This is a genomic window from Streptococcus sp. Marseille-Q8145 (assembly GCF_965112035.1).
Map to the genome: position 1 here is coordinate 155,594 of NZ_CBCOPQ010000003.1, position 20,901 is coordinate 176,494.

A 20,901-nucleotide genomic window follows, 5' to 3' on the forward strand; every position below is an offset into this window, starting at 1 on the left:
TTCGTCTGAGATTGTTGTTTCTGCTCTTATTTTATATTAGAAAGAGTGGTGTGGAATGCTCGAACAATTTCTTCAGCAATTGGCTAATGGATTGATTTTGGGGAGTGTTTATGCGCTTCTGGCCTTGGGTTATACCATGGTTTATGGAATTATCAAACTGATTAATTTCGCGCATGGAGACATTTATATGATTGGTGCTTTTATGGGATATTACCTGATTAACACCCTTCACCTAAACTTCTTTGTAGCCCTTATTTTATCTATGGTTGGAACAGCGATCCTTGGTGTAGTGATTGAGTTCTTAGCCTATCGTCCTTTACGCAATTCAACGCGGATTGCAGCCTTGATCACAGCAATTGGGGTTTCTTTCCTTTTGGAGTACGGGATGGTCTTTTTTGTAGGTGCCAATACTCGCTCCTTCCCTCAAGTGATTAAAACAGTACGTTATACACTTGGGCCAATTTCGATTTCCAATATTCAATTGATGATTTTGGGAATTTCTATTTTACTCATGGTTGGTTTGCAGTTTATTGTGCAAAAGACGAAAATGGGTAAAGCCATGCGAGCTGTTTCCGTGGATAGCGATGCTGCCCAGCTGATGGGGATTAATGTCAATCGTACGATCAGCTTTACTTTTGCCTTGGGTTCAGCCTTGGCAGGAGCAGCAGGGGTGCTGATTGCTCTTTACTACAACTCACTTGAGCCACTGATGGGAATGACACCAGGTATCAAGTCCTTCGTTGCGGCAGTTTTGGGAGGAATTGGTATCATCCCTGGGGCAGCTTTGGGTGGTTTTGTAATCGGCCTCTTGGAAACTTTTGCAACAGCAGTTGGACTGTCAGATTTCCGTGATGCGATTGTGTATGCGATCTTGATTATCATTCTATTGGTTCGTCCAGCTGGTATTCTAGGTAAAAACGTGAAAGAGAAGGTGTAATGTATGAAAAATAATTTAAAAGTAAATGCGTTATGGCTTGCTCTGATCCTCTTTGGCTATCTATTGATGACAGTGCTTGCTAGCACAGGTATTCTCAATCCTTTCTATCTGCAAATCTTTGAGCAGATTGGGATTAATATTATCTTGGCTGTTGGCCTCAATCTTATCGTTGGTTTTTCTGGGCAATTCTCGCTTGGGCATGCTGGCTTTATGGCCATTGGTGCCTATGCAGTAGCTATCATGGGCTCTAAATCTCCAAACTATGGCACTTTCTTTATTGCTATGTTGGTTGGCGCTGTGATTGCAGGTGCAGTAGCTCTGCTTGTTGGTATTCCGACCCTGCGCTTAAAGGGAGACTATTTGGCAATTGCGACGCTGGGTGTTTCTGAAATTATCCGGATTTTGATTGTCAATGGAGGCGATCTAACTAATGGTGCGGCAGGTATCCTATCCATTCCTAACTTTACCTCTTGGCAGTTGGTTTATGTCTTTGTCGTAATTACAACTATTTTGACTCTTAACTTCCTCCGCAGTCCTATCGGACGTAGCACCTTGTCTGTTCGCGAGGACGAGATTGCGGCAGAGTCTGTCGGTGTCAATACAACAAAAATTAAAGTCATTGCTTTCGTTTTTGGTGCCATTACAGCTTCTATTGCAGGTTCTTTGCAGGCTGGATTTGTCGGTTCTGTTGTACCAAAAGACTATTCCTTTATCAATACAATCAATGTCTTGATTATCGTCGTTTTTGGCGGTCTTGGCTCAATGACTGGAGCAATCGTTGCGGCAGTGGTATTGGGTATCCTCAATATGCTTTTACAAGATATCTCAAGTGTTCGGATGATTGTTTATTCGCTTGCCCTAATCTTGGTGATGATTTTCCGTCCAGGCGGCTTGCTTGGTACTTGGGAATTTAGCTTGGCTAAGCTCTTTAAAAAGAATAAGGAGGTCAAAGAATAATGGCACTTCTTGATGTAAAAAAATTAACCAAAAATTTTGGAGGACTAACAGCTGTTAGTGACGTAACTCTGGAATTAAACGAAGGGGAACTGGTCGGTCTTATCGGGCCTAACGGTGCTGGGAAAACAACTCTTTTCAACCTTTTGACAGGTGTTTATGAACCGAGTGAGGGAACGGTTACTTTGGATGGTCATTTGCTGAATGGCAAAACACCTTACAAAATTGCAACACTGGGTCTCAGCCGGACTTTCCAAAATATCCGTCTTTTTAAAGATTTGACAGTCTTGGACAATGTGTTGATTGCTTTTGGTAATCACCATAAACCTCATGTGCTGGCTTCTTTCTTCCGCCTTCCAGCATTTTATAAAAATGAAGAGGAATTGAAAGCAAAAGCTCTGGAATTGCTGGCTATCTTTGACTTGGATAAGGAAGCAGAAACCTTGGCTAAAAATTTGGCTTATGGTCAACAGCGTCGTCTGGAGATTGTCCGAGCGCTTGCCACAGAGCCTAAGATTCTCTTCTTGGATGAGCCAGCTGCTGGGATGAATCCACAGGAAACTGCTGAGCTGACTGCCCTGATTCGTCGGATTAAAAATGAATTTAACATTACCATCATGCTGATTGAGCATGATATGAGTCTGGTTATGGAAGTAACTGAGCGCATCTACGTACTAGAGTACGGTCGCTTGATTGCCCACGGCACACCAGATGAGATTAAGAATGACAAGCGCGTTATTGAAGCTTATCTAGGAGGTGAAGCCTAATGTCCATGCTCAAAGTTGAAAACCTATCTGTCCACTATGGCATGATTCAGGCTGTCCGTGATGTCAGCTTTGAAGTCAACGAAGGAGAAGTCGTATCCCTGATTGGGGCCAATGGTGCTGGTAAAACGACTATCCTCCGCACGATTTCGGGTTTGGTTCGCCCAAGTGCTGGAAAGATTGAATTTTTAGGCAATGAAATTCAAAAAGTGCCTGCTCAAAAGATTGTGGCTGCAGGACTTTCACAGGTTCCAGAAGGACGCCATATTTTTCCAGGTTTGACCGTTTTGGAAAATCTTGAAATGGGTGCTTTTCTTAAGAAAAATCGCGAAGAAAACCAAGCCAATCTCAAAAAGGTCTTCTCTCGTTTCCCACGCTTGGAAGAGCGTAAGAACCAAGATGCAGCGACTCTATCTGGTGGTGAGCAGCAGATGCTTGCTATGGGCCGAGCGCTCATGTCTACGCCTAAGCTCTTACTCTTGGACGAGCCGTCAATGGGGCTGGCTCCTATCTTCATCCAAGAAATCTTTGACATCATCCAAGATATCCAAAAGCAGGGGACAACAGTGCTTTTGATCGAGCAAAATGCCAACAAGGCGCTCTCTATCGCAGACCGTGGTTATGTTCTTGAAACAGGAAAAATCGTTCTGTCTGGAACTGGACAAGAACTTTTGACTTCCGACGAAGTCCGCAAAGCATATCTAGGTGGCTAAAAATGTCTGGGAGACATTTTTAGGTTGTGGATAGAAAGTTACGGTAGTAACTTAACATTTTGAAAGGGTCCACTGGACCTTTTTAAGTTGCAGATAAAGAAAACGAGGTTTTCTTCAAAATGTCTAGGAGGTTGTTTCAGGTTGCAGATAGGAACTCGCGTCAGCGAGTTTTCACTTATTAAGGTCCAGTGGACCTTTTTATTTTATACAAGAATCGATGAATATTTATAGGCGAATTTTAACTTGGATGAAGAATGTTAGTCGATAAAATTTGAGATACTTGGAAAAATTCGAGTCTCTTTTTGTGATTTTTAGAATCTTGTCCTGACTGGGGAAATCTAAGATTTTTCTTCTTTTTCACATGATCTATTTTTTCAATATATATTAAAAAAGTTAATATGATAGAACCCTTTTTTGTGCTATAATAATAATAAAGTATGAGAGTTAATATTATACAATTTAGTAGAAGTGGATAAGTGCAAAAAGTGTTATGTCAGAGTTAAGGATAGCAATTGGAAAAAAAATTAGAGAACTAAGGGAACAACGTAAAATGACAAGGGAATTGCTGTGTGAGGATGAGACTCGTTTGACAGTCAGACAGCTTGCTCGGATTGAGGCAGGTGATTCGATTCCTAGTTTACTAACCTTAGAGTTCATTGCGCAACAGTTGCGCATCGAAATGTATCAAATTATCAAAGAAAGTTCCAAGTGATAGTGATTTTATGATGAAAATCAGGAACTTGGAATCACTGACTTCCTCCATTTTTTGGTATAATAAAAGTTACGAAAATACTAAAAAATAGAAAGGGAGCGACATGCCAGATTATTTATCGGTTTCGACCTTGACCCGTTATCTGAAGATGAAGTTTGACCGTGATCCTTATTTGGAACGGGTTTATCTGACAGGTCAGGTCTCTAATTTTCGCAAGCGTCCCAATCACCAGTATTTTTCCCTCAAGGATGAAAAGGCAGTTATTCAGGCAACTATTTGGTCAGGTGTTTATAAAAAGCTTGGTTTTGAACTAGAGGAGGGCATGAAGGTCAATGTCATCGGCCGTGTGCAGCTCTATGAGCCAAGTGGTTCCTATTCGATTGTCATTGAAAAGGCTGAGCCAGACGGCATTGGCGCCTTGGCTGTTCAGTTCGAGCAACTCAAGAAAAAACTGGGAGAAGAAGGCCTTTTCCAAGATAAGTTTAAACAAGCCTTGCCTCAGTTTCCTAGGAAAATTGGGGTGGTGACCAGTCCTAGCGGGGCTGTCATCCGAGATATCATCACGACAGTCAGCCGCCGTTTTCCAGGCGTGGATATCCTACTTTATCCGACCAAGGTTCAGGGCGAAGGAGCTGCCGCCGAGGTGGCGGCTAATATCCGTCGAGCCAATGAGAGAGAAGATTTGGATGTTTTGATTATTGGTCGGGGCGGCGGGTCCATCGAGGATCTTTGGGCTTTTAATGAGGAAATCGTCGTGCGAGCCATATTTGAGTCTCAGATTCCGATTATTTCCAGTGTAGGGCATGAAACGGACACGACTCTGGCTGACTTTGTGGCAGACCGACGAGCAGCAACCCCCACAGCAGCAGCGGAATTGGCGACGCCAGTCACCAAGCTGGATCTTCTGGGGCATTTGAGCCAGCAGCAAAATCGTCTGGCAAATGCAGCTTCAAATCGTCTGGCTCACCAGCGAGAGCGCTTGCACAAGCTGGCTTCCTCTGTTATTTTTCGGCAGCCAGAGCGGCTTTATGATGGCTATCTACAAAAGCTAGACCAGCTCAATCTACGATTAAAGCAAAAAATTCGCGAATATTATAGTGAAGAAGTTCAGCAGGTCAAGATTCTCCAGCATCGCTTGGAGTCTTTGTCACCTCTGCGGCAGGTGCAGCGCTATAAGGAGCAGCTTCACCAGAAAGAACGCTTGTTGCGTAGCAATATGGCAGTGATCTATGACCATAAGGTGGCTGAAGTTAAGCGGCTGTCGGATGCGCTACTCATGCTGGATACCAGTCGAATTGTGGCGCGAGGCTACGCTATTATCCAAAAAAATGAAAGAGTAATAGAGTCCAGTCAGGATATCAAGGAGAAGGACCAGTTGACCATTCTCATGCGGGATGGTCAGGTCCAAGTTGAGGTAAAAGATGTCAAAAGACAAGAAATTTGAAGAAAATTTAGCTGATTTGGAAGCCATTGTCCAGAAGTTGGAAAATGGGGATGTGGCCTTGGAAGAGGCAATCGCTGAATTCCAGAAGGGCATGCAGCTGTCTAAAGACTTGCAAAAGACGCTAGATCAGGCAGAAAAGACCTTGGTCAAGGTTATGCAGGCTGATGGCACGGAAACGGATATGGAATGACAAGAGAGTTTAAAATCAGGCAAATTGGCCTGACGATTCAAGAATTTTATCAGAGCAAGGAAGTGTCAGCGGATTTGACTGAGACCATTCTCTATTCTGTCGAGGCTGGTGGCAAGCGGATCCGCCCTCTCTTGCTTTTGGACTTGCTAGAGGGCTTTGGTCTGGAATTAACTCCTGCCCATTTTCAGGTGGCAGCAGCTCTAGAGATGATTCACACTGGCAGCCTGATCCATGATGATTTGCCAGCTATGGATAATGATGACTACCGCCGTGGGCGTCTGACCAGCCACAAGAAATTTGGGGAGGATATGGCCATTTTGGCGGGGGATTCCCTCTTTTTGGATCCTTATGGTTTGGTGGCAATGGCAGAGCTCCCTAGTCAAGTCAAGGTGGATCTGATAGCAGAGCTGTCTTTGGCGGCTGGATCCTTTGGCATGGTGGCCGGGCAGGTTTTGGATATGCAGGGCGAAGGTCGCAAGTTGACCATGGACCAGCTCCAGACCATTCATGCCAATAAGACAGGCAAGCTCTTGGCCTATCCTTTTGTAGCAGCAGGAATCATTGCTCAGACTGGTCAATCCGTCCTAGGGAAGCTCCGTCAAGTGGGAGAACTCTTGGGCTTGGCTTTTCAGGTGCGGGATGATATTTTAGATGTGACGGCCAGTTTTGAGCAGATCGGTAAGACACCGCAGAAGGATCTGGCGGCAGAGAAATCGACCTATCCAGCTTTACTAGGTTTGGATGGAGCCAGAGCCTTTTTCGATGAAACGCTGGAACAAGCGAAAACCCTGCTGGAGCAACTAGAAAAAGAAAGTGATTTTTCAGCGGAAGAAATTCAAAAAATAATAGAAAGTTTGAGACTGGATGGCTAAGGAAAGAGTGGATGTACTGGCCTATCGGCAAGGCCTCTTTGAGACCCGAGAACAGGCCAAGCGGGGAGTGATGGCAGGCCTAGTCGTGGCACTTGCTAATGGAGAGCGCTTTGATAAACCGGGTGAAAAAATTGATGATGCAACAGAGCTCAAGCTCAAGGGAGAAAAACTCAAGTATGTCAGTCGGGGCGGCCTGAAATTAGAAAAGGCTTTGCAAGTGTTTGGCCTTTCGGTGGCAGACCGAGTAGCCTTGGATATCGGAGCTTCGACTGGGGGATTTACCGATGTCATGTTGCAGGCGGGAGCACGACTAGTCTACGCTGTTGATGTCGGTACCAACCAGTTGGCTTGGAAACTCCGCCAAGACGAACGGGTCGTAAGCATGGAGCAGTTCAATTTCCGCTATGCCGAGCCAGCTGATTTTGACTTTCGGCCCAGCTTTGCTAGCATTGATGTCAGCTTTATCTCACTCAGCTTGATTTTGCCGGCCCTCTATCAGATTTTAGAGGAGGGAGGTCAGGTCGTGGCCTTGATCAAGCCTCAGTTTGAGGCTGGCCGCGAGCAGATTGGCAAGAAGGGAATTATCAAGGACAAGAAAGTTCATTTGACGGTGCTGGAAACCGTGACAGCCTTTATGCTGGAAGCAGGTTTTTCAGTCAAAGGTTTAGATTTTTCTCCGATTCAGGGTGGGCATGGTAATGTTGAATTTTTAGCCTTTCTGGAGAAAAGCGAGCAGCCGAAAAATGACTTGGAGCAAGACTTAGTCGCTGTCGTAGAGGCGGCCCACAAGGAATTTAAAGATGAAGAAGAAGGATAGATTAGAGAAAATCAGACGATTTGTCAGCGAGTTTGAGATTGGCACCCAAGAGGAAATTGTAGCACATCTTAGGGAGTCTGGTATTACAGCGACACAGGCAACGGTTTCACGAGACATCAAGGAGCTAGGGATTGTAAAAATCCCTTTTAAAGATAATACCTATATCTATGAGCTTCCCAAAACGGCGACCAATAGTCTGAAGTTGGCTGAAAATAATATTTTGGCCTGTCAGAATCTAGGAAATATGCTCAATCTTAACCTAATACCAGGAAGTGCAGCGGTGGTCAAACGCCACCTGTGTAAAGAATTTGCTGAGGAAATTTTCAGCATCATTGCGGATAATGACAGTATCCTAATCGTTGCAGTAAGTGAAAGTGCAGCCCAAAAAGTCACGGCTGAAATCAATAATTGGTAGGAAAGTCTATGTTATTAGAAATTTCGATTAAAAATTTTGCCATTATTGAGGAGATTTCCCTTAATTTTGAGCAAGGTATGACGGTTTTGACCGGGGAAACCGGAGCCGGCAAGTCTATTATTATTGACGCGATGAACATGATGCTGGGCAGCCGTGCTACGACGGATGTTATTCGTCATGGTGCCCCAAAAGCTGAGATAGAGGGACTTTTTTCGCTGGAAAATAGCAGAGCTTTGCGAGAGATTTTTGAGGAGCAAGGTTGGGAGCTGACCGATGAGCTGATTATCCGTCGGGAAATTCTGCAAAATGGCCGAAGTGTTAGCCGTATCAATGGCCAGATGGTTAATTTGTCTGTTCTAAAGGCTGTCGGCCAGCACTTGGTGGATATCCATGGTCAGCATGATCAGGAAGAACTGATGAGACCCCAGCTCCATATTGCCATGCTAGATGAGTTTGGAACAGCAGACTTTTTGCATCTCAAAGGCCGCTATCAGGAAACTTTTGACCACTATCGAAGCCTGCGTAAGCAAGTCCTGACTTTGCAGAAAAATCAGCAGGAGCATAAGGCCAGAATTGAGATGCTGGAGTTTCAGATGGCGGAGATTGAGAGCGCTGCACTCAAAAGCGGTGAAGATACAGCCCTGCATCAAGAGCGAGATCGCTTGCTCAATCACAAGCTCATTGCCGATACGCTGACCAATGCCTATACCATGCTGGATAATGAAGAATTTTCCAGTCTGACCAATGTCCGCTCAGCTATGAATGACCTTGAGTCTATCGAGGATTACGATCCAGCCTACAAGGAGCTTTCAGGCAGCTTGTCAGAGACTTATTATGTTTTAGAGGATGTCAGCAAGCGCCTAGAAGACATTTTAGATGGACTGGATTTTGACCGAGATCGGCTGCTGCAGGTGGAGAGTCGTCTGGATTTGATTAACAGCATCACGCGTAAATACGGTGGCCAAGTAGATGATGTGCTGGAATACTTTGCGCAGATTACCAAAGAATACAGCCTTTTAACTGGAAGTAACTTGTCCTCAGAGGATATGGACCGAGAGCTGAAGACCTTGGAGAGAGAACTGGTAGAGCTGGCCCAGGAGCTGAGTCAGGCTCGTCATGGTCTAGCAGCTCAGCTGGAAGCGGAAATCAAGCAGGAGCTGCAAGACCTCTATATGGAAAAGGCGCGCTTTAAAGTGCAGTTCACTAAGGGCAAGTTCAACCGTGAAGGCAATGAACAAGTAGAGTTTTACATCTCAGCAAATCCGGGCGAGGATTTCAAACCTTTGGTGAAGGTTGCCTCTGGCGGGGAGCTCTCCCGTCTCATGTTGGCGATCAAGTCTGCCTTTTCTCGTAAGGAAGGCAAGACCAGCATTGTCTTTGACGAAGTGGATACGGGCGTTTCTGGCCGAGTGGCCCAGGCTATTGCTCAGAAGATTCACAAGATTGGCTCCAACGGCCAAGTCTTGGCTATTTCCCATCTGCCGCAGGTTATTGCGATTGCCGATTATCAGTTCTTTATTGAGAAGATTTCGGATGAGAATTCGACCGTCTCAACGGTTCGCTTGCTGACGGCTGACGAGCGTGTTCAGGAAGTTGCTAAGATGCTGGCTGGCGAAGATGTAACGGATGCTGCTTTGACTCAAGCCAGAGAATTATTAAAAAAATAAACAAGCGAGGCTGAGACACTAGTGTTTCGGTCTCCTTTAGAAAGTGACGACTATGACAGAATATTTTGTAATCGGTGATGTCCATGGCAAGGCTGGTATGCTTGATGAATTACTCCAGCACTGGGACGGTCGCAGCCAACTAGTCTTTCTAGGGGACTTGATCGATCGTGGCGAAGACAGCCGAGCAGTTTTGGAGCGGGTCAAAGCTCTGGTGGAGCAAGAAGGAGCTGTCTGTCTTTCTGGCAATCATGAGTATATGTTTCTGACTTGGCTGGACAATCCTGAGAAGTCCTATGATCACTACCGGCGTAACGGTGGAGATACGACGATTAATTCGCTTTTAGGCCGACCTCTCAATGCTCCTGTAGATGGAGTGGCAGACGCGGAACGTGTCAAGACGGAGGCGACTGATTTAGTCGACTTTATTCGTCAGATGCCTTTCCTATTGGAGACAGAGCGGTACATTTTTGTCCATGCCGGCCTAGATTTGGAGCTGAAAGACTGGCGAGAGACCAGTGATTATCAAAAGGTTTGGATTCGCGCGCCATTTCATGAAGGCAGCAATCAGACTGGTAAAAAATTGTCTTTGGCCATACACCGACATTTTATCTCTTGCATGAAGCGCCGGGAACTGACCAGCTCTGGATGACTGAGGATGGCAAGATTGGTATGGATGGCGGAGCTGTTTATGGCGGAGTCCTCCACGGAGTTCTCTTTGGCCATAATGGCATCATAGAGCAGTATGCCATCAAAAATGATGGTTTTGCTGCGGAGGACTGAGAAGGTATCTACAAATGCCAAAATAGTTTAACTTACTAGCGTCTCGAATATTCCCTGCCAATAGAAAGAAATCAAAAAGATTGAAGAAGCGTAGCCTAGCTATCTTTTTCAATTTTTTTGTTTGGATGAGATAATTTTTGCTGAAAAAAATAGGCCAATGCATATAGTTATATAGGTTAAATTTCCTATCCTATAAGTAATCATAAACCCTTAAATAATAATTCAAAATATATGCAATTCCTCTTCTTTATGCTATAATAGTTATCGAAAAAGCAAAAAGGAGGAAAAGATGTTTTTTCAGGATAGAAAGATAAAGTATTCAATCCGCAAATTATCAGTTGCTACTGTATCACTTGCGATTGGATTTTTGTTTGCACCCGCAGCGATTGGAGCGGGTCAAGTAGCCCATGCGGATGAGCTTGTGGCTACAGCTCAAGTAGAAAATAAGTCAGAAAATCAAGTCTCGGTGGGAACTTCTGAACCAGCGAAAACAGAAACTCAAGAGACTGTCTCAGTAACGCCTTCTGCACCCGTGCAAGTAGAAAGTAAAGAGGCTGTCTCAACAACAGCTCCTGCGCCAGCACAGACAGAAAGGCAAGGGGATAACCAAGCCTCATTGAAATCTGCTACGCCTGCTGAGACAGAGGCAAGTCAAGCGACAGATTCGACTACTTTTAAAAATGCTCAGCCAGCTACAGGTACAAGTCAGCCAGCTGCAGCCACTGCTCAACCAGCTTCAGCAAATGCTAGTCTAAACAAGAGCACTTTAGAGAACTACCTCAAAAACTTGCGCAGCAAGGACTTTTCAAGTAAGACAGACGATAGTCTAGCAATCTTGAACGGCGTAATGACAGCTGCTGATGGTGTGCTTCAAACTGCAACAAAGCAAGAAGAAATTGATAAGGTTTATCGCAATCTCGTGAACTTTGTCAATTCTGGTCTTCGTGATAAAAATCCGAAAGTCATCCCAGATCAGGATAAAACTCCTCGCTCAGCACTTTATGAGTTTGAAAGTGCTACACCAGGAAAAACAACTCCGCTTACTCTGAACTACTTGAAGCCAGAAGACACAAAAATCTACAAAAAGGGCGATAAAGTAAAGGCCATCCAGCCAACTGAAACAACTTATATAGAGAATGATGGAAGTGGTAGATGGACCTTTAAGGGCTATGACTATGATAGTCAGGTGATTGACAAAGATGATGTTTTCTTCACAGGTAAGTGGGAATATACACCAACACCATACAAGGCTACCTATAGAGCGGTTAATGGCTCACCTGGAAAAACTCCGCCACCTTATGTTGCAAACTGGAGTCCAGAAGATAAAAGAAGATTTGCTGAGGGTGAAGTAGTAAAAGCACAAGAATTTCACTATGTTTTTTATACTTCAGAAGAATATCCTAACCGAAAAGGCTATTGGGCTTTGACTGGCTTTGATGCTCCAAGTAAAGTGGCAAACAATGGCGATGTAGAGTTCGTAGGAACTTGGAAATACTTTGAGGATGTCACTGTATCCTACAAACCTATGAACCAGCACGATTTTGAGAATTTTTATCATTTACCAAGTAGTCCTAAGACCTCACGTGACGAATATAAATTACCTCTTCCTAAGGAGATAAAAGATCTAGAAAGTAAGCTATACGATTACAAGCTTACTTTCAATCAGTTTGATGAACGCCATGAGTATTTACCTAAAGATATACTGGATACGCGAGCAGCCTTGCTTCGCTACGATGAAGTTCAAGGTGTCTACAAACCCTTTTATGATGCGGAAAATGAAGGAAATTGGACCTTTGAGGAAGATGTAGTAGATTTAACCTTCAGTCGTGAACTAGAGCGGGCGGCTACATATGGGGAAATACCAAAAGTTACGATACCATTGATGTTTAAATTTACACCAGTTCCTCGGAAACCGACTTATGAGTTTGTCAGTGGAACGGCTGGCAAAGAACTACCTGCTGAGATCAATAATCTGAAGCCTGTTTATATGGATGAGTGGGCGTATGCAGATAGAAAGAAATACCCGAAAGGCAAGGATATAGTTCAGTCTGTTAGACCAATTCAAGAAACCTATGAAGATAAGGACAAGAAGGGGACTTGGCACTTTAAAGGCTACGATTTTACTAAAAAACCAGTGAGCGACTGGGAGCACGATGGATGGAATCTCAAGTTCACAGGTACTTGGACATTTGAAGAGAAAAAGTACCCAGAAAACTATGAGTATGTCAGCAAAGACCCTAGCCTAGCTCTACCAGATGGACTCAGAACCTTCCCGCCGATCAGCACAGAGACATATGTTGATGGTGCTACTGTTCAGGCAAAAAAACCTGAGAAGACGACTTACATGGACTTTGAGAATAAAGGTACTTGGAAATTTGAAGGCTATGACAAGGATAAAAAGGTAGTCAATAAAGCTGGCGTCCTCTTTACAGGTAGCTGGTCCTTCACACCACACAGAGATAAGACAGTTTCCTTTGACTTTGTGAGTGATACTCCAGGGAAGACCATTCCTGATGATTTAAAGGCACAAATCCCTGCTCCTATCACGACTTCTCCATCAGATTATTCTGCCAATGTCTTTAATGAAATTCAATATCTCAGTTCATACGTCGATAATGAAAATGATGGTACATGGGTTGCTCAGCAGATTCCTCAGCGAAAGGAGGAAGTTGAGAAACCAGCTGACGATGAGGATTCTACCTACACGGTTCATTGGAAATTTTTACCGACCAAGCATAGTGTTTACTATGACTTCTATACAGATTCAAAAGATGATTCTGGTCAAACGATCTATCCGCCATCAACTTTGTATAATCTAATCACTTACGAAAGAGAATTTGTCAAGGGTGAAAAAGCTCGCGTTAAAATGCCATCTAAAACAAGATTTGAGGATCCTGATGGCAGAGGAACTTGGGTCTTTGATGACTACTATGAAGATGATAATACGACTATTTCTCCACGTGTGAAAACAGTCGAGGCAGGAGACGTTATCTTTAGAGGGAAATGGATTTTGGTTCCGACTGATCAGTCTGATACGATCTATAGGGTAGAGTATAAATTTACTAACTCGACTCCTGCTTATCCTCTTCCAAATAAGATTCGCGAGATGCTTCCAGCTGGCACTGATTTCGTTGGACGAGCTGACGATTACAAAGATGCAAGCAAACTCGACATATCTACAGTAACTGTTCCGACAGGTACTTGGACCTTCCATGGTTTTGATGCAGATAAATACGGAAAAGCTATTGCAGGTACGAAAGTGAAGACCATCACAGGATCTTGGAGCTTTACGCCAAATGGTATAGACTATCAGTTCCAATCAACTAATCCTGATTTCGTATTACCAGATCATATCACCAAGTTGACTCCGAAAAACCCAATTGATTATAAGATGGGCGGTCTGTTCCTTACAGAAGTAGATGCTGAGCAACCAAGTGAAACGACTTATGTTGACACAGCAAACAAGGTAACTTGGACATTTGCAGGATACGATAAAGAAAAAATCGTTGTAGCAAAAGGTAGACAGACTTTCCTTGGAAGCTGGGTACCTACTCCAAATCCAGAATATGTATTCAAATCTTCTGACGCACGTGTTCCATTGCCACAAAGTATTTTGGGAATGCTTCCAAATGATGAGGCTTCTTATAAGGTTGGAGACACCATTGTAGCCAAACAACCTGCTAAAGAATCAGTAGTTGACGAAGAAAAAGATTATGTCTGGACCTTCAAAGGTTATGATCAGAAGAATGCGACATATAATGGCAAGCGCGTGACATTTACAGGTATCTGGGAAGCAACGCCTAGACCGCATCATGTAAGCTATACTTTTGAAAGCGAAACGGCTGGTGTTGATTTGCCTGAATTTATCCAGAAGAAAGCACCAAAAGACAGCTCAACTTACTTCAATGGGACGAGAGTTTTTGCAGAAGAGCCGACAACAAAGACTCACAAAGATGATGTGAACGACGGTACTTGGACTTTCGCTGGTTATGATGCCAAAAGTAAGATTGTGAAAAAAGCTGATTTGACTTTCACAGGTAAGTGGAAGTTTGAAGCTAAGAAGTACCAAGCTACTTATCGCTTCGAGAGCGCAACGGCAGGTCAAGCTCTTCCAGCGGCTATCACATCCTTGACTCCAAGCGACAGTGCAACTTATGAGAATGGTAACTCTGTTTCAGCTAAGCAACCAGCGCAAGCGACCTACACAGACCCAGTGAACGACGGCACATGGACCTTCAAGGGTTACGACGCAGCTAGCGCCGTTGTCAACAAGGCTGATGTATCCTTCGTCGGTAAATGGACCTTTGAAGCCAACAAGTACCAAGCTACTTATCGCTTCGAGAGCGAGACAGCAGGTCAAGCTCTTCCAGCAGCCATCGCAGCATTGACTCCAAGCGACAGTGCGAAATATGTGAATGGTAGCTCTGTTTCAGCTCAACAACCAGCAGAAAGCACATACACAGATACTGAGAATGACGGCACATGGACCTTCAAGGGCTATGACGCAGCTAGTGCCGTTGTAAACAAGGCTAATGTTGAGTTTGTAGGGAAATGGGCCTTTGAAGCCAAGAAGTACCAAGCTACTTATCGCTTCGAGAGCGAGACAGCAGGTCAAGCTCTTCCAGCAGAAATCACAGGTTGGACCCCAAGCGACAGTGCAACATATGTGAATGGTGCCTCTGTTTCAGCTCAACAACCAGCGCAAGCGACCTACACAGACCCAGTGAACGACGGCACATGGACCTTCAAGGGTTACGACGCAGCTAGCGCCGTTGTCAACAAGGCTGATGTATCCTTCGTCGGTAAATGGACCTTTGAAGCTAAGAAGTACCAAGCTACTTATCGCTTCGAGAGCGAGACAGCAGGTAAGGCTCTTCCAGCGGAAATCAAAGGTTGGACCCCAAGCGACAGTGCGAAATATGTGAATGGTAGCTCTGTTTCAGCTCAACAACCAGCAGAAAGCACTTACACAGATACTGAGAATGACGGCACATGGACCTTCAAGGGCTATGACGCAGCTAGTGCCGTTGTCAACAAGGCTGATGTTGAATTTGTAGGGAAATGGACCTTTGAAGCTAAGAAGTACCAAGCTACTTACCGCTTCGAGAGCGCGACAGCAGATAAAGCTCTTCCGGCAGCCATCGCAGCATTGACTCCAAGCGACAGTGCAACTTATGTGAATGGCAATACTGTTTCCGCTCAACAACCATCACAAACCACTTACGCCGATAGTGTGAACGACGGCACATGGACCTTCAAGGGCTATGACGCATCTAGCGCCGTTGTGAACAAGGCTAATGTAGGGTTTGTAGGTAAGTGGGCCTTTGAAGCTAAGAAGTATCAAGCTACTTATCGCTTCGAGAGCGAAACAGCAGATAAAGCTCTTCCGGCAGCCATCGCAGCATTGACTCCAAGCGACAGTGCAACTTATGTGAATGGTGCCTCTGTTTCCGCTCAGCAACCAGCGCAAGCGACTTACACAGATACTGTGAACGATGGCACCTGGACCTTCAAGGGCTATGACGCAGCTAGCGCCGTTGTTAACAAGGCAAATGTTGAGTTTGTAGGAAAATGGGAGTTTGAAGCGAATAAGTACCAAGCAGGTTACCGTTTCGAAAGTGCGACCGCCGGCAAAGCTCTTCCAGCAGCCATCGCCGCATTGACTCCAAGTGACAGTGCAACTTATGAGAATGGTGCCTCTGTTTCCGCTCAGCAACCAGCTCAAACCACCTACACAGACCCAGTGAACGATGGCACTTGGACCTTCAAGGGCTATGACGCAACTAGCGCCGTTGTCAACAAGGCAGATGTAGAGTTTGTAGGAAAATGGGCCTTTGAAGCCAACAAGTATCAAGCTACTTACCGCTTCGAGAGCGCAACAGCAGGTAAGCAACTTCCAGCAGCCATCACATCATTGACCCCAAGCGACAGTGCAAGATATGTGAATGGTGCCTCTGTTTCAGCTAAGCAACCATCTCAAACCACATACACAGATAGTGTGAACGACGGTACATGGACCTTCAAGGGCTATGATGCAGCTAGTGCAGTTGTCAACAAGGCAGATGTATCCTTCGTCGGTAAATGGACCTTTGAAGCTAACAAGTATCAAGCTACTTATCGCTTCGAGAGTGCAACAGCAGATAAAGCTCTTCCGGCAGCCATCGCAGCATTGACTCCAAGCGACAGTGCAACTTATGTGAATGGTGCTTCTGTTTCAGCTCAACAACCATCACAAACCACTTACACAGATACTGTGAACGATGGCACCTGGACCTTCAAGGGCTATGACGCAACTAGCGCCGTTGTCAACAAGGCAGATGTAGAGTTTGTAGGAAAATGGGCCTTTAAAGCTAAGCAAGCTCCTAGTCCGCAGCCGCAGCCGCAACCGGAACCAGCACCGCAACCGGAACCAGCACCGCAGCCGGAACCAGCTCCGCAACCGGAACCAGCTCCGCAACCGCAACCGGAACCAGCACCACAACCGGAACCAGCGCCGCAGCCGCAACCAGTTCCGAAGCCACAACCACAGCCAAGTCCAGTTCCACCAGTGACTCCAGAAGTGAAGCCAGATCAAGAGACTGATTCAGCTAATAAAGCTCAAACGGATCAGCTAGTGAAGCCTGAAAGCAGACCTGTTTCAAATGATAAGCCAGCTGTTCCAACTCCAGCAGGAGATAAGACTAAACAAGCGACCTTACCAAATACAGGTAGCACTGCTCCAGTTTCAATCGTGGGAGCAACGACCAGTGCTATTCTTGCGAGCCTAGGATTCATGATTCTTGGTCGCAAGCGCAAAGATGATGAGGCTTAAAAGGGCATCTTCTTGATGCAAGCTTTGGCTAGTGCCTCAATCAACTAGTTAAGAGTCTTCTAAGTAGTATTTTACTTAGAAGGCTCTTGTTTTTCCGGGATTTATGGATTAAGCTAAGATTGATTCACAAAAACTTAGGATTTTTTGGTATAATAGACTTAATAACAGGATAAAAGTAGGGAAAATATGACAAAAATTAAAGTTGTGACAGACTCTTCGATTACGATTGAGCCTGAACTAGCAAAAGATTTGAATATTACAATAGTTCCTTTGACAGTCATGATTGACGGTGTAGTCTACTCGGATTCCAATTTGAAGGAAGGAGAATTCCTTCAGTTGATGAAGTCTAGTAAAAATCTACCTAAGACCAGCCAGCCACCAGTTGGAGTATTTGCTGAGGTTTTTGAAGATTTGTCAGCAGAAGATGTCCAAATCATCTCGATTCACATGTCTCATGCTTTATCTGGCACCGTAGAGGCAGCTCGTCAGGGAGCTACCTTGGCTAAGGCTGATGTAACGGTTGTCGATAGTTCTTTCACGGACCAAGCGATGAAATTCCAAGTCGTTGAGGCTGCTAAGATGGCAAAAGCTGGAGCGACTTTGGAGGAGATTTTAGAAAAACTTGAGGAAGTCAAAGCCAAGACAGAACTATACATTGGCGTATCAACCTTAGAAAATTTGGTCAAAGGTGGCCGTATCGGCCGTGTGACTGGTTTGATTAGCTCGCTTTTAAATATTCGTGTCGTCATGCAGATGACAAATCATACCTTGACTCCTATTGTCAAAGGACGGGGCGCTAAAACCTTCAAGAAATGGCTGGATGACTTGAAAGAGTCTCTGAAAGAGAAGGAAATTGAAGAAATCGGAATTTCCTATGCGGGTGGACCAGAATTTGCCAATCAAATGAAGGAAGAGTTACAAGAGTTTGTTGAAAAACCAATCCCTGTCTTAGAAACAGGTTCCATCATCCAAACTCACACTGGAGAAAATGCATGGGCCGTTCTAGTTCGCTATAAATAGAGTAAATTATTTGTAAAATGTCTGCTTAAGACTTGACCTAGACGCTTTTTTTAGATATGATAATATCTGTTAGGGTTATTAACCCAGAAAAAAATTGGAGGATTTGTTAAATGGCTAACAAACAAGATTTGATCGCAAAAGTGGCAGAAGCTACAGAATTGACTAAAAAAGATTCAGCAGCAGCAGTTGACGCTGTATTTGCAGCAGTTACAGAATACCTTTCAAAAGGTGAAAAAGTTCAATTGATCGGTTTTGGTAACTTTGAAGTTCGTGAGCGTGCAGCACGTAAAGGTCGCAACCCACAAACTGGTAAAGAAATCACAATCGCAGCTTCTAAAGTTCCAGCTTTCAAAGCAGGTAAAGCTCTTAAAGACGCTGTAAAATAAGACAAAAATCAAAAGCCTATTGTATCAGCTTCCTAGCTTTTACAGTAGGCTTTTTCTTATGTTTTGGCATAACACCAATCATTTTTCCTAAGCTTCTAGAAGATACAGTATTTGTTTGTTAGAGAAGGCAGCAAAAATCAGGATGCTCCTCCTGCTCAACTTAAAATATGATATAATGTAGCTAAGAAATGGGGGTAACTATGTATTTTAAAAAAGTAATAACCTTTTTAACCATGCTTGCAGCTATTATGGCTTTGACAGCTTGCTATTATCCAAGGAAAAGAGTTCCTAGGTCTGAAGCCTCTTCTGTCCAAAAGGTGAAAATACCAAAGAAATCAGAATCGACGAAGGCTACAAGCTCTAGTCAGCAAGAAAGATCAAAGAGTAGCCAGACCTCATCATCTAGTGCTCCAGCTTCTGAGAGTAAGGCGACAAGTTCGCCAGATGAAGTAACGGATGGCTTGCCTCAAGATGCACAGTCTGCCAATAAAGACAAGATCTATGCAACAGGTAATGCCAAGGTGTATTATCGTTCTTTTGAAGGAGGATTTAGTGCTCAAACGCCTGATTTCAAAGGCTATACAGAGGAGCAAGTCAAAAAGGTGCTTGGCGAGCCAGAGGCCGTCATAAAGGATCCAAACTATATTAAAGACACTTTTAAAGCTCAGGAGTTAGAAAATATAAAAGAGCTCTATCAAGGTCAGCGTGTGACAGAAGAGCAGGCAAAAGCTTTCTATGTAACAGCAGCGGATATTGCACAGGCAGCTAGCTTGAACCAAGACTATCAGTTGGAGAGTGACTATATTTTATATAGCTATAAGCAACATAAAATTAATCTGATTTTCTCTAAAGGAGAGTTGTATTATATGACTCCTAATCCTGATTATCTTTATTTTAAATAATCTTGGAAAATTCTTGCGCTAGTTTACTAGGCTTGCTATAATAGCTAAAACGAAATGAGAAGGAGCAAGGATGAAAGCTTATACGAATGTCAATCTGGTGACCTGTGACAGCGCATTTCATGTTTATCGGGAAGGCTTGCTGGTTGTGGAAGATGAACGCATTGCCTACTGTGGCCCCTATGACGAGGCCTGGCTAGAACAGTGCAGCGAGTTGGTGGATTATGAAGGCGCTTGGATCATGCCAGGGCTGGTCAACTGCCATACGCACTCAGCCATGACCTTGCTGCGTGGGATTCGTGACGACAGCAATCTGCACGAATGGCTAGAGGACTATATTTGGCCAGCAGAAAGTCAATTCACATCGGATCTAACAACCAAAGCTGTCCAGCTGGCTCTAGCTGAAATGCTCCAATCGGGAACAACGACTTTTAACGACATGTACAATCCTCAGGGAGTGGAGATTGACAGGATCTATGAGACTGTGCGGCAGTCTGGTATGCACTGCTATTTCTCACCAACCCTCTTTAGCTCAGAGGCGGAAACAGCTGAAGAGACTCTGGCTCGTACTCGTGCCATTATTGAGGAAATCCTCGCTTATGAAGATGAAGATTTTCAGGTCATGGTGGCGCCGCATTCGCCCTATGCCTGTGACGAAGATCTACTCAAGGGCAGTCTTGAGCTAGCGCGTGAGCTGGATTTGAAGCTTCATATCCATGTGGCAGAGACTCAGGAAGAAAATAAAATCATCCTGGAGCGCTATGGTAAACGGCCTTTGGCTTTCTTGAAAGAGCTTGGCTACTTGGAGCAGCCAGCCATTTTTGCTCACGGAGTTGAGCTCAATCCGTCAGAGATTGCAGATTTAGCGGCATCTCCAGTCAGCATCGCCCACAATCCTATCAGCAACCTCAAGCTGGCTTCCGGTGTAGCTCCGGTGACGGATTTACTAGCCGCTGGGGTGACTGTTGGCTTAGCGACGGACTCTGTCGCTTCCAATAATAATCTGGACATGTTTGAAGAAGGTCGGACAGCAGCCCTGCTCCAGAAAATGCAGGCAGGTGATGCGACTCAGTTTACGATCGAGCAGGCCTTGAAAGCTTTGACCATTGAAGGAGCCAAGGCACTGGGATTGGATAACAAAATTGGCAGTCTGGAAGCGGGTAAGCAAGCCGATTTCATTGCCATTCAGCCTAAGGGACGACTTCACCTCTATCCTTTGGAAAATATGCTGTCGCACCTAGTATATGCAGTCAAAGGCAGCGATGTTCAGGATGTCTATATTGCAGGGCAGCAGGTTGTCCGAGACGGTCAGGTACTGACAGTTGATCTAGAATCGTTCCGTTAGAAAGAAAAGCCGAGTTTAGCAGAGCTGACGCTTAGCAGTTTAGTTATTAGGGTTAATAGTAGCGAGTCAGTCCGCCTGACTCGCTTTTTCGTTATTTAGTTTTCCGATAAAATTGTAATAAATGTTTACCCGAATAATTCAGTTGCGTTTCGTGCCAGTTGGCTTGCGACTCAAT

At 44.6% G+C, this 20,901-nt stretch carries 16 protein-coding genes and 1 pseudogene; all 17 read left to right on the forward strand.

The window, feature by feature from the left end:
• Nucleotides 1-55: 55 nt before the first annotated feature.
• The gene (locus tag ACWPVL_RS07130) at nt 56-937 is read left to right on the forward strand and encodes a branched-chain amino acid ABC transporter permease (protein ID WP_005589506.1); all 882 of its coding nucleotides are present in this window, start codon (nt 56-58) and stop codon (nt 935-937) included.
• A 3-nt stretch (nt 938-940) separates the two neighbouring features.
• Complete coding sequence (locus tag ACWPVL_RS07135) at nt 941-1,894, forward strand: branched-chain amino acid ABC transporter permease (RefSeq protein WP_005589507.1); 954 nt, start codon at nt 941-943, stop codon at nt 1,892-1,894.
• Nucleotides 1,894-2,658 (forward strand): ABC transporter ATP-binding protein, encoded by a 765-nt coding sequence (locus tag ACWPVL_RS07140; RefSeq protein ID WP_005589509.1) that lies wholly within the window; start codon nt 1,894-1,896, stop codon nt 2,656-2,658. Before ACWPVL_RS07135 ends, ACWPVL_RS07140 begins: the two co-directional genes overlap by 1 nt.
• On the forward strand, nt 2,658-3,368 hold the full coding sequence (locus ACWPVL_RS07145) for an ABC transporter ATP-binding protein (protein WP_125370982.1): 711 nt from the start codon (nt 2,658-2,660) through the stop codon (nt 3,366-3,368). Before ACWPVL_RS07140 ends, ACWPVL_RS07145 begins: the two co-directional genes overlap by 1 nt.
• 490 nt (nt 3,369-3,858) lie before the next feature.
• Nucleotides 3,859-4,080 (forward strand): helix-turn-helix domain-containing protein, encoded by a 222-nt coding sequence (locus tag ACWPVL_RS07150; RefSeq protein ID WP_454387894.1) that lies wholly within the window; start codon nt 3,859-3,861, stop codon nt 4,078-4,080.
• Between the two features lie 103 nt (nt 4,081-4,183).
• Nucleotides 4,184-5,524, forward strand: coding sequence for an exodeoxyribonuclease VII large subunit (xseA, locus tag ACWPVL_RS07155; protein ID WP_454387896.1), 1,341 nt, complete (start codon nt 4,184-4,186; stop codon nt 5,522-5,524).
• Nucleotides 5,502-5,714: an exodeoxyribonuclease VII small subunit gene (locus ACWPVL_RS07160; RefSeq protein WP_005589516.1), complete on the forward strand. Its 213-nt coding sequence runs from the start codon at nt 5,502-5,504 to the stop codon at nt 5,712-5,714. The genes xseA and ACWPVL_RS07160 overlap by 23 nt, the downstream gene beginning before the upstream one ends.
• A complete protein-coding gene (locus ACWPVL_RS07165; protein WP_454387898.1) occupies nt 5,711-6,586 on the forward strand; it encodes a polyprenyl synthetase family protein in 876 nt (291 codons plus the stop codon). The genes ACWPVL_RS07160 and ACWPVL_RS07165 overlap by 4 nt, the downstream gene beginning before the upstream one ends.
• Nucleotides 6,579-7,403 carry a TlyA family RNA methyltransferase gene (locus ACWPVL_RS07170; protein ID WP_454387900.1) on the forward strand — a complete coding sequence of 275 codons (825 nt, stop codon included), beginning with the start codon at nt 6,579-6,581 and terminating at the stop codon, nt 7,401-7,403. Before ACWPVL_RS07165 ends, ACWPVL_RS07170 begins: the two co-directional genes overlap by 8 nt.
• Complete coding sequence (locus ACWPVL_RS07175) at nt 7,387-7,818, forward strand: arginine repressor (RefSeq protein ID WP_454387902.1); 432 nt, start codon at nt 7,387-7,389, stop codon at nt 7,816-7,818. The genes ACWPVL_RS07170 and ACWPVL_RS07175 overlap by 17 nt, the downstream gene beginning before the upstream one ends.
• 8 nt (nt 7,819-7,826) lie before the next feature.
• On the forward strand, nt 7,827-9,485 hold the full coding sequence (gene recN, locus ACWPVL_RS07180) for a DNA repair protein RecN (protein WP_454387904.1): 1,659 nt from the start codon (nt 7,827-7,829) through the stop codon (nt 9,483-9,485).
• Between the two features lie 52 nt (nt 9,486-9,537).
• Nucleotides 9,538-10,265 (forward strand): annotated as a pseudogene (locus ACWPVL_RS07185) (metallophosphoesterase).
• Between the two features lie 289 nt (nt 10,266-10,554).
• The gene (locus ACWPVL_RS07190) at nt 10,555-17,076 is read left to right on the forward strand and encodes an SHIRT domain-containing protein (RefSeq protein WP_454387906.1); all 6,522 of its coding nucleotides are present in this window, start codon (nt 10,555-10,557) and stop codon (nt 17,074-17,076) included.
• 186 nt (nt 17,077-17,262) lie between these two features.
• Nucleotides 17,263-18,096 (forward strand): DegV family protein, encoded by an 834-nt coding sequence (locus ACWPVL_RS07195; protein ID WP_187422101.1) that lies wholly within the window; start codon nt 17,263-17,265, stop codon nt 18,094-18,096.
• 110 nt (nt 18,097-18,206) lie between these two features.
• A complete protein-coding gene (locus ACWPVL_RS07200; RefSeq protein ID WP_005589527.1) occupies nt 18,207-18,482 on the forward strand; it encodes an HU family DNA-binding protein in 276 nt (91 codons plus the stop codon).
• A 200-nt stretch (nt 18,483-18,682) separates the two neighbouring features.
• Nucleotides 18,683-19,384 carry a DUF4947 domain-containing protein gene (locus tag ACWPVL_RS07205; protein ID WP_454387908.1) on the forward strand — a complete coding sequence of 234 codons (702 nt, stop codon included), beginning with the start codon at nt 18,683-18,685 and terminating at the stop codon, nt 19,382-19,384.
• Between the two features lie 70 nt (nt 19,385-19,454).
• Complete coding sequence (locus ACWPVL_RS07210; RefSeq protein WP_454387910.1) at nt 19,455-20,726, forward strand: TRZ/ATZ family protein; 1,272 nt, start codon at nt 19,455-19,457, stop codon at nt 20,724-20,726.
• Nucleotides 20,727-20,901: the final 175 nt, after the last annotated feature.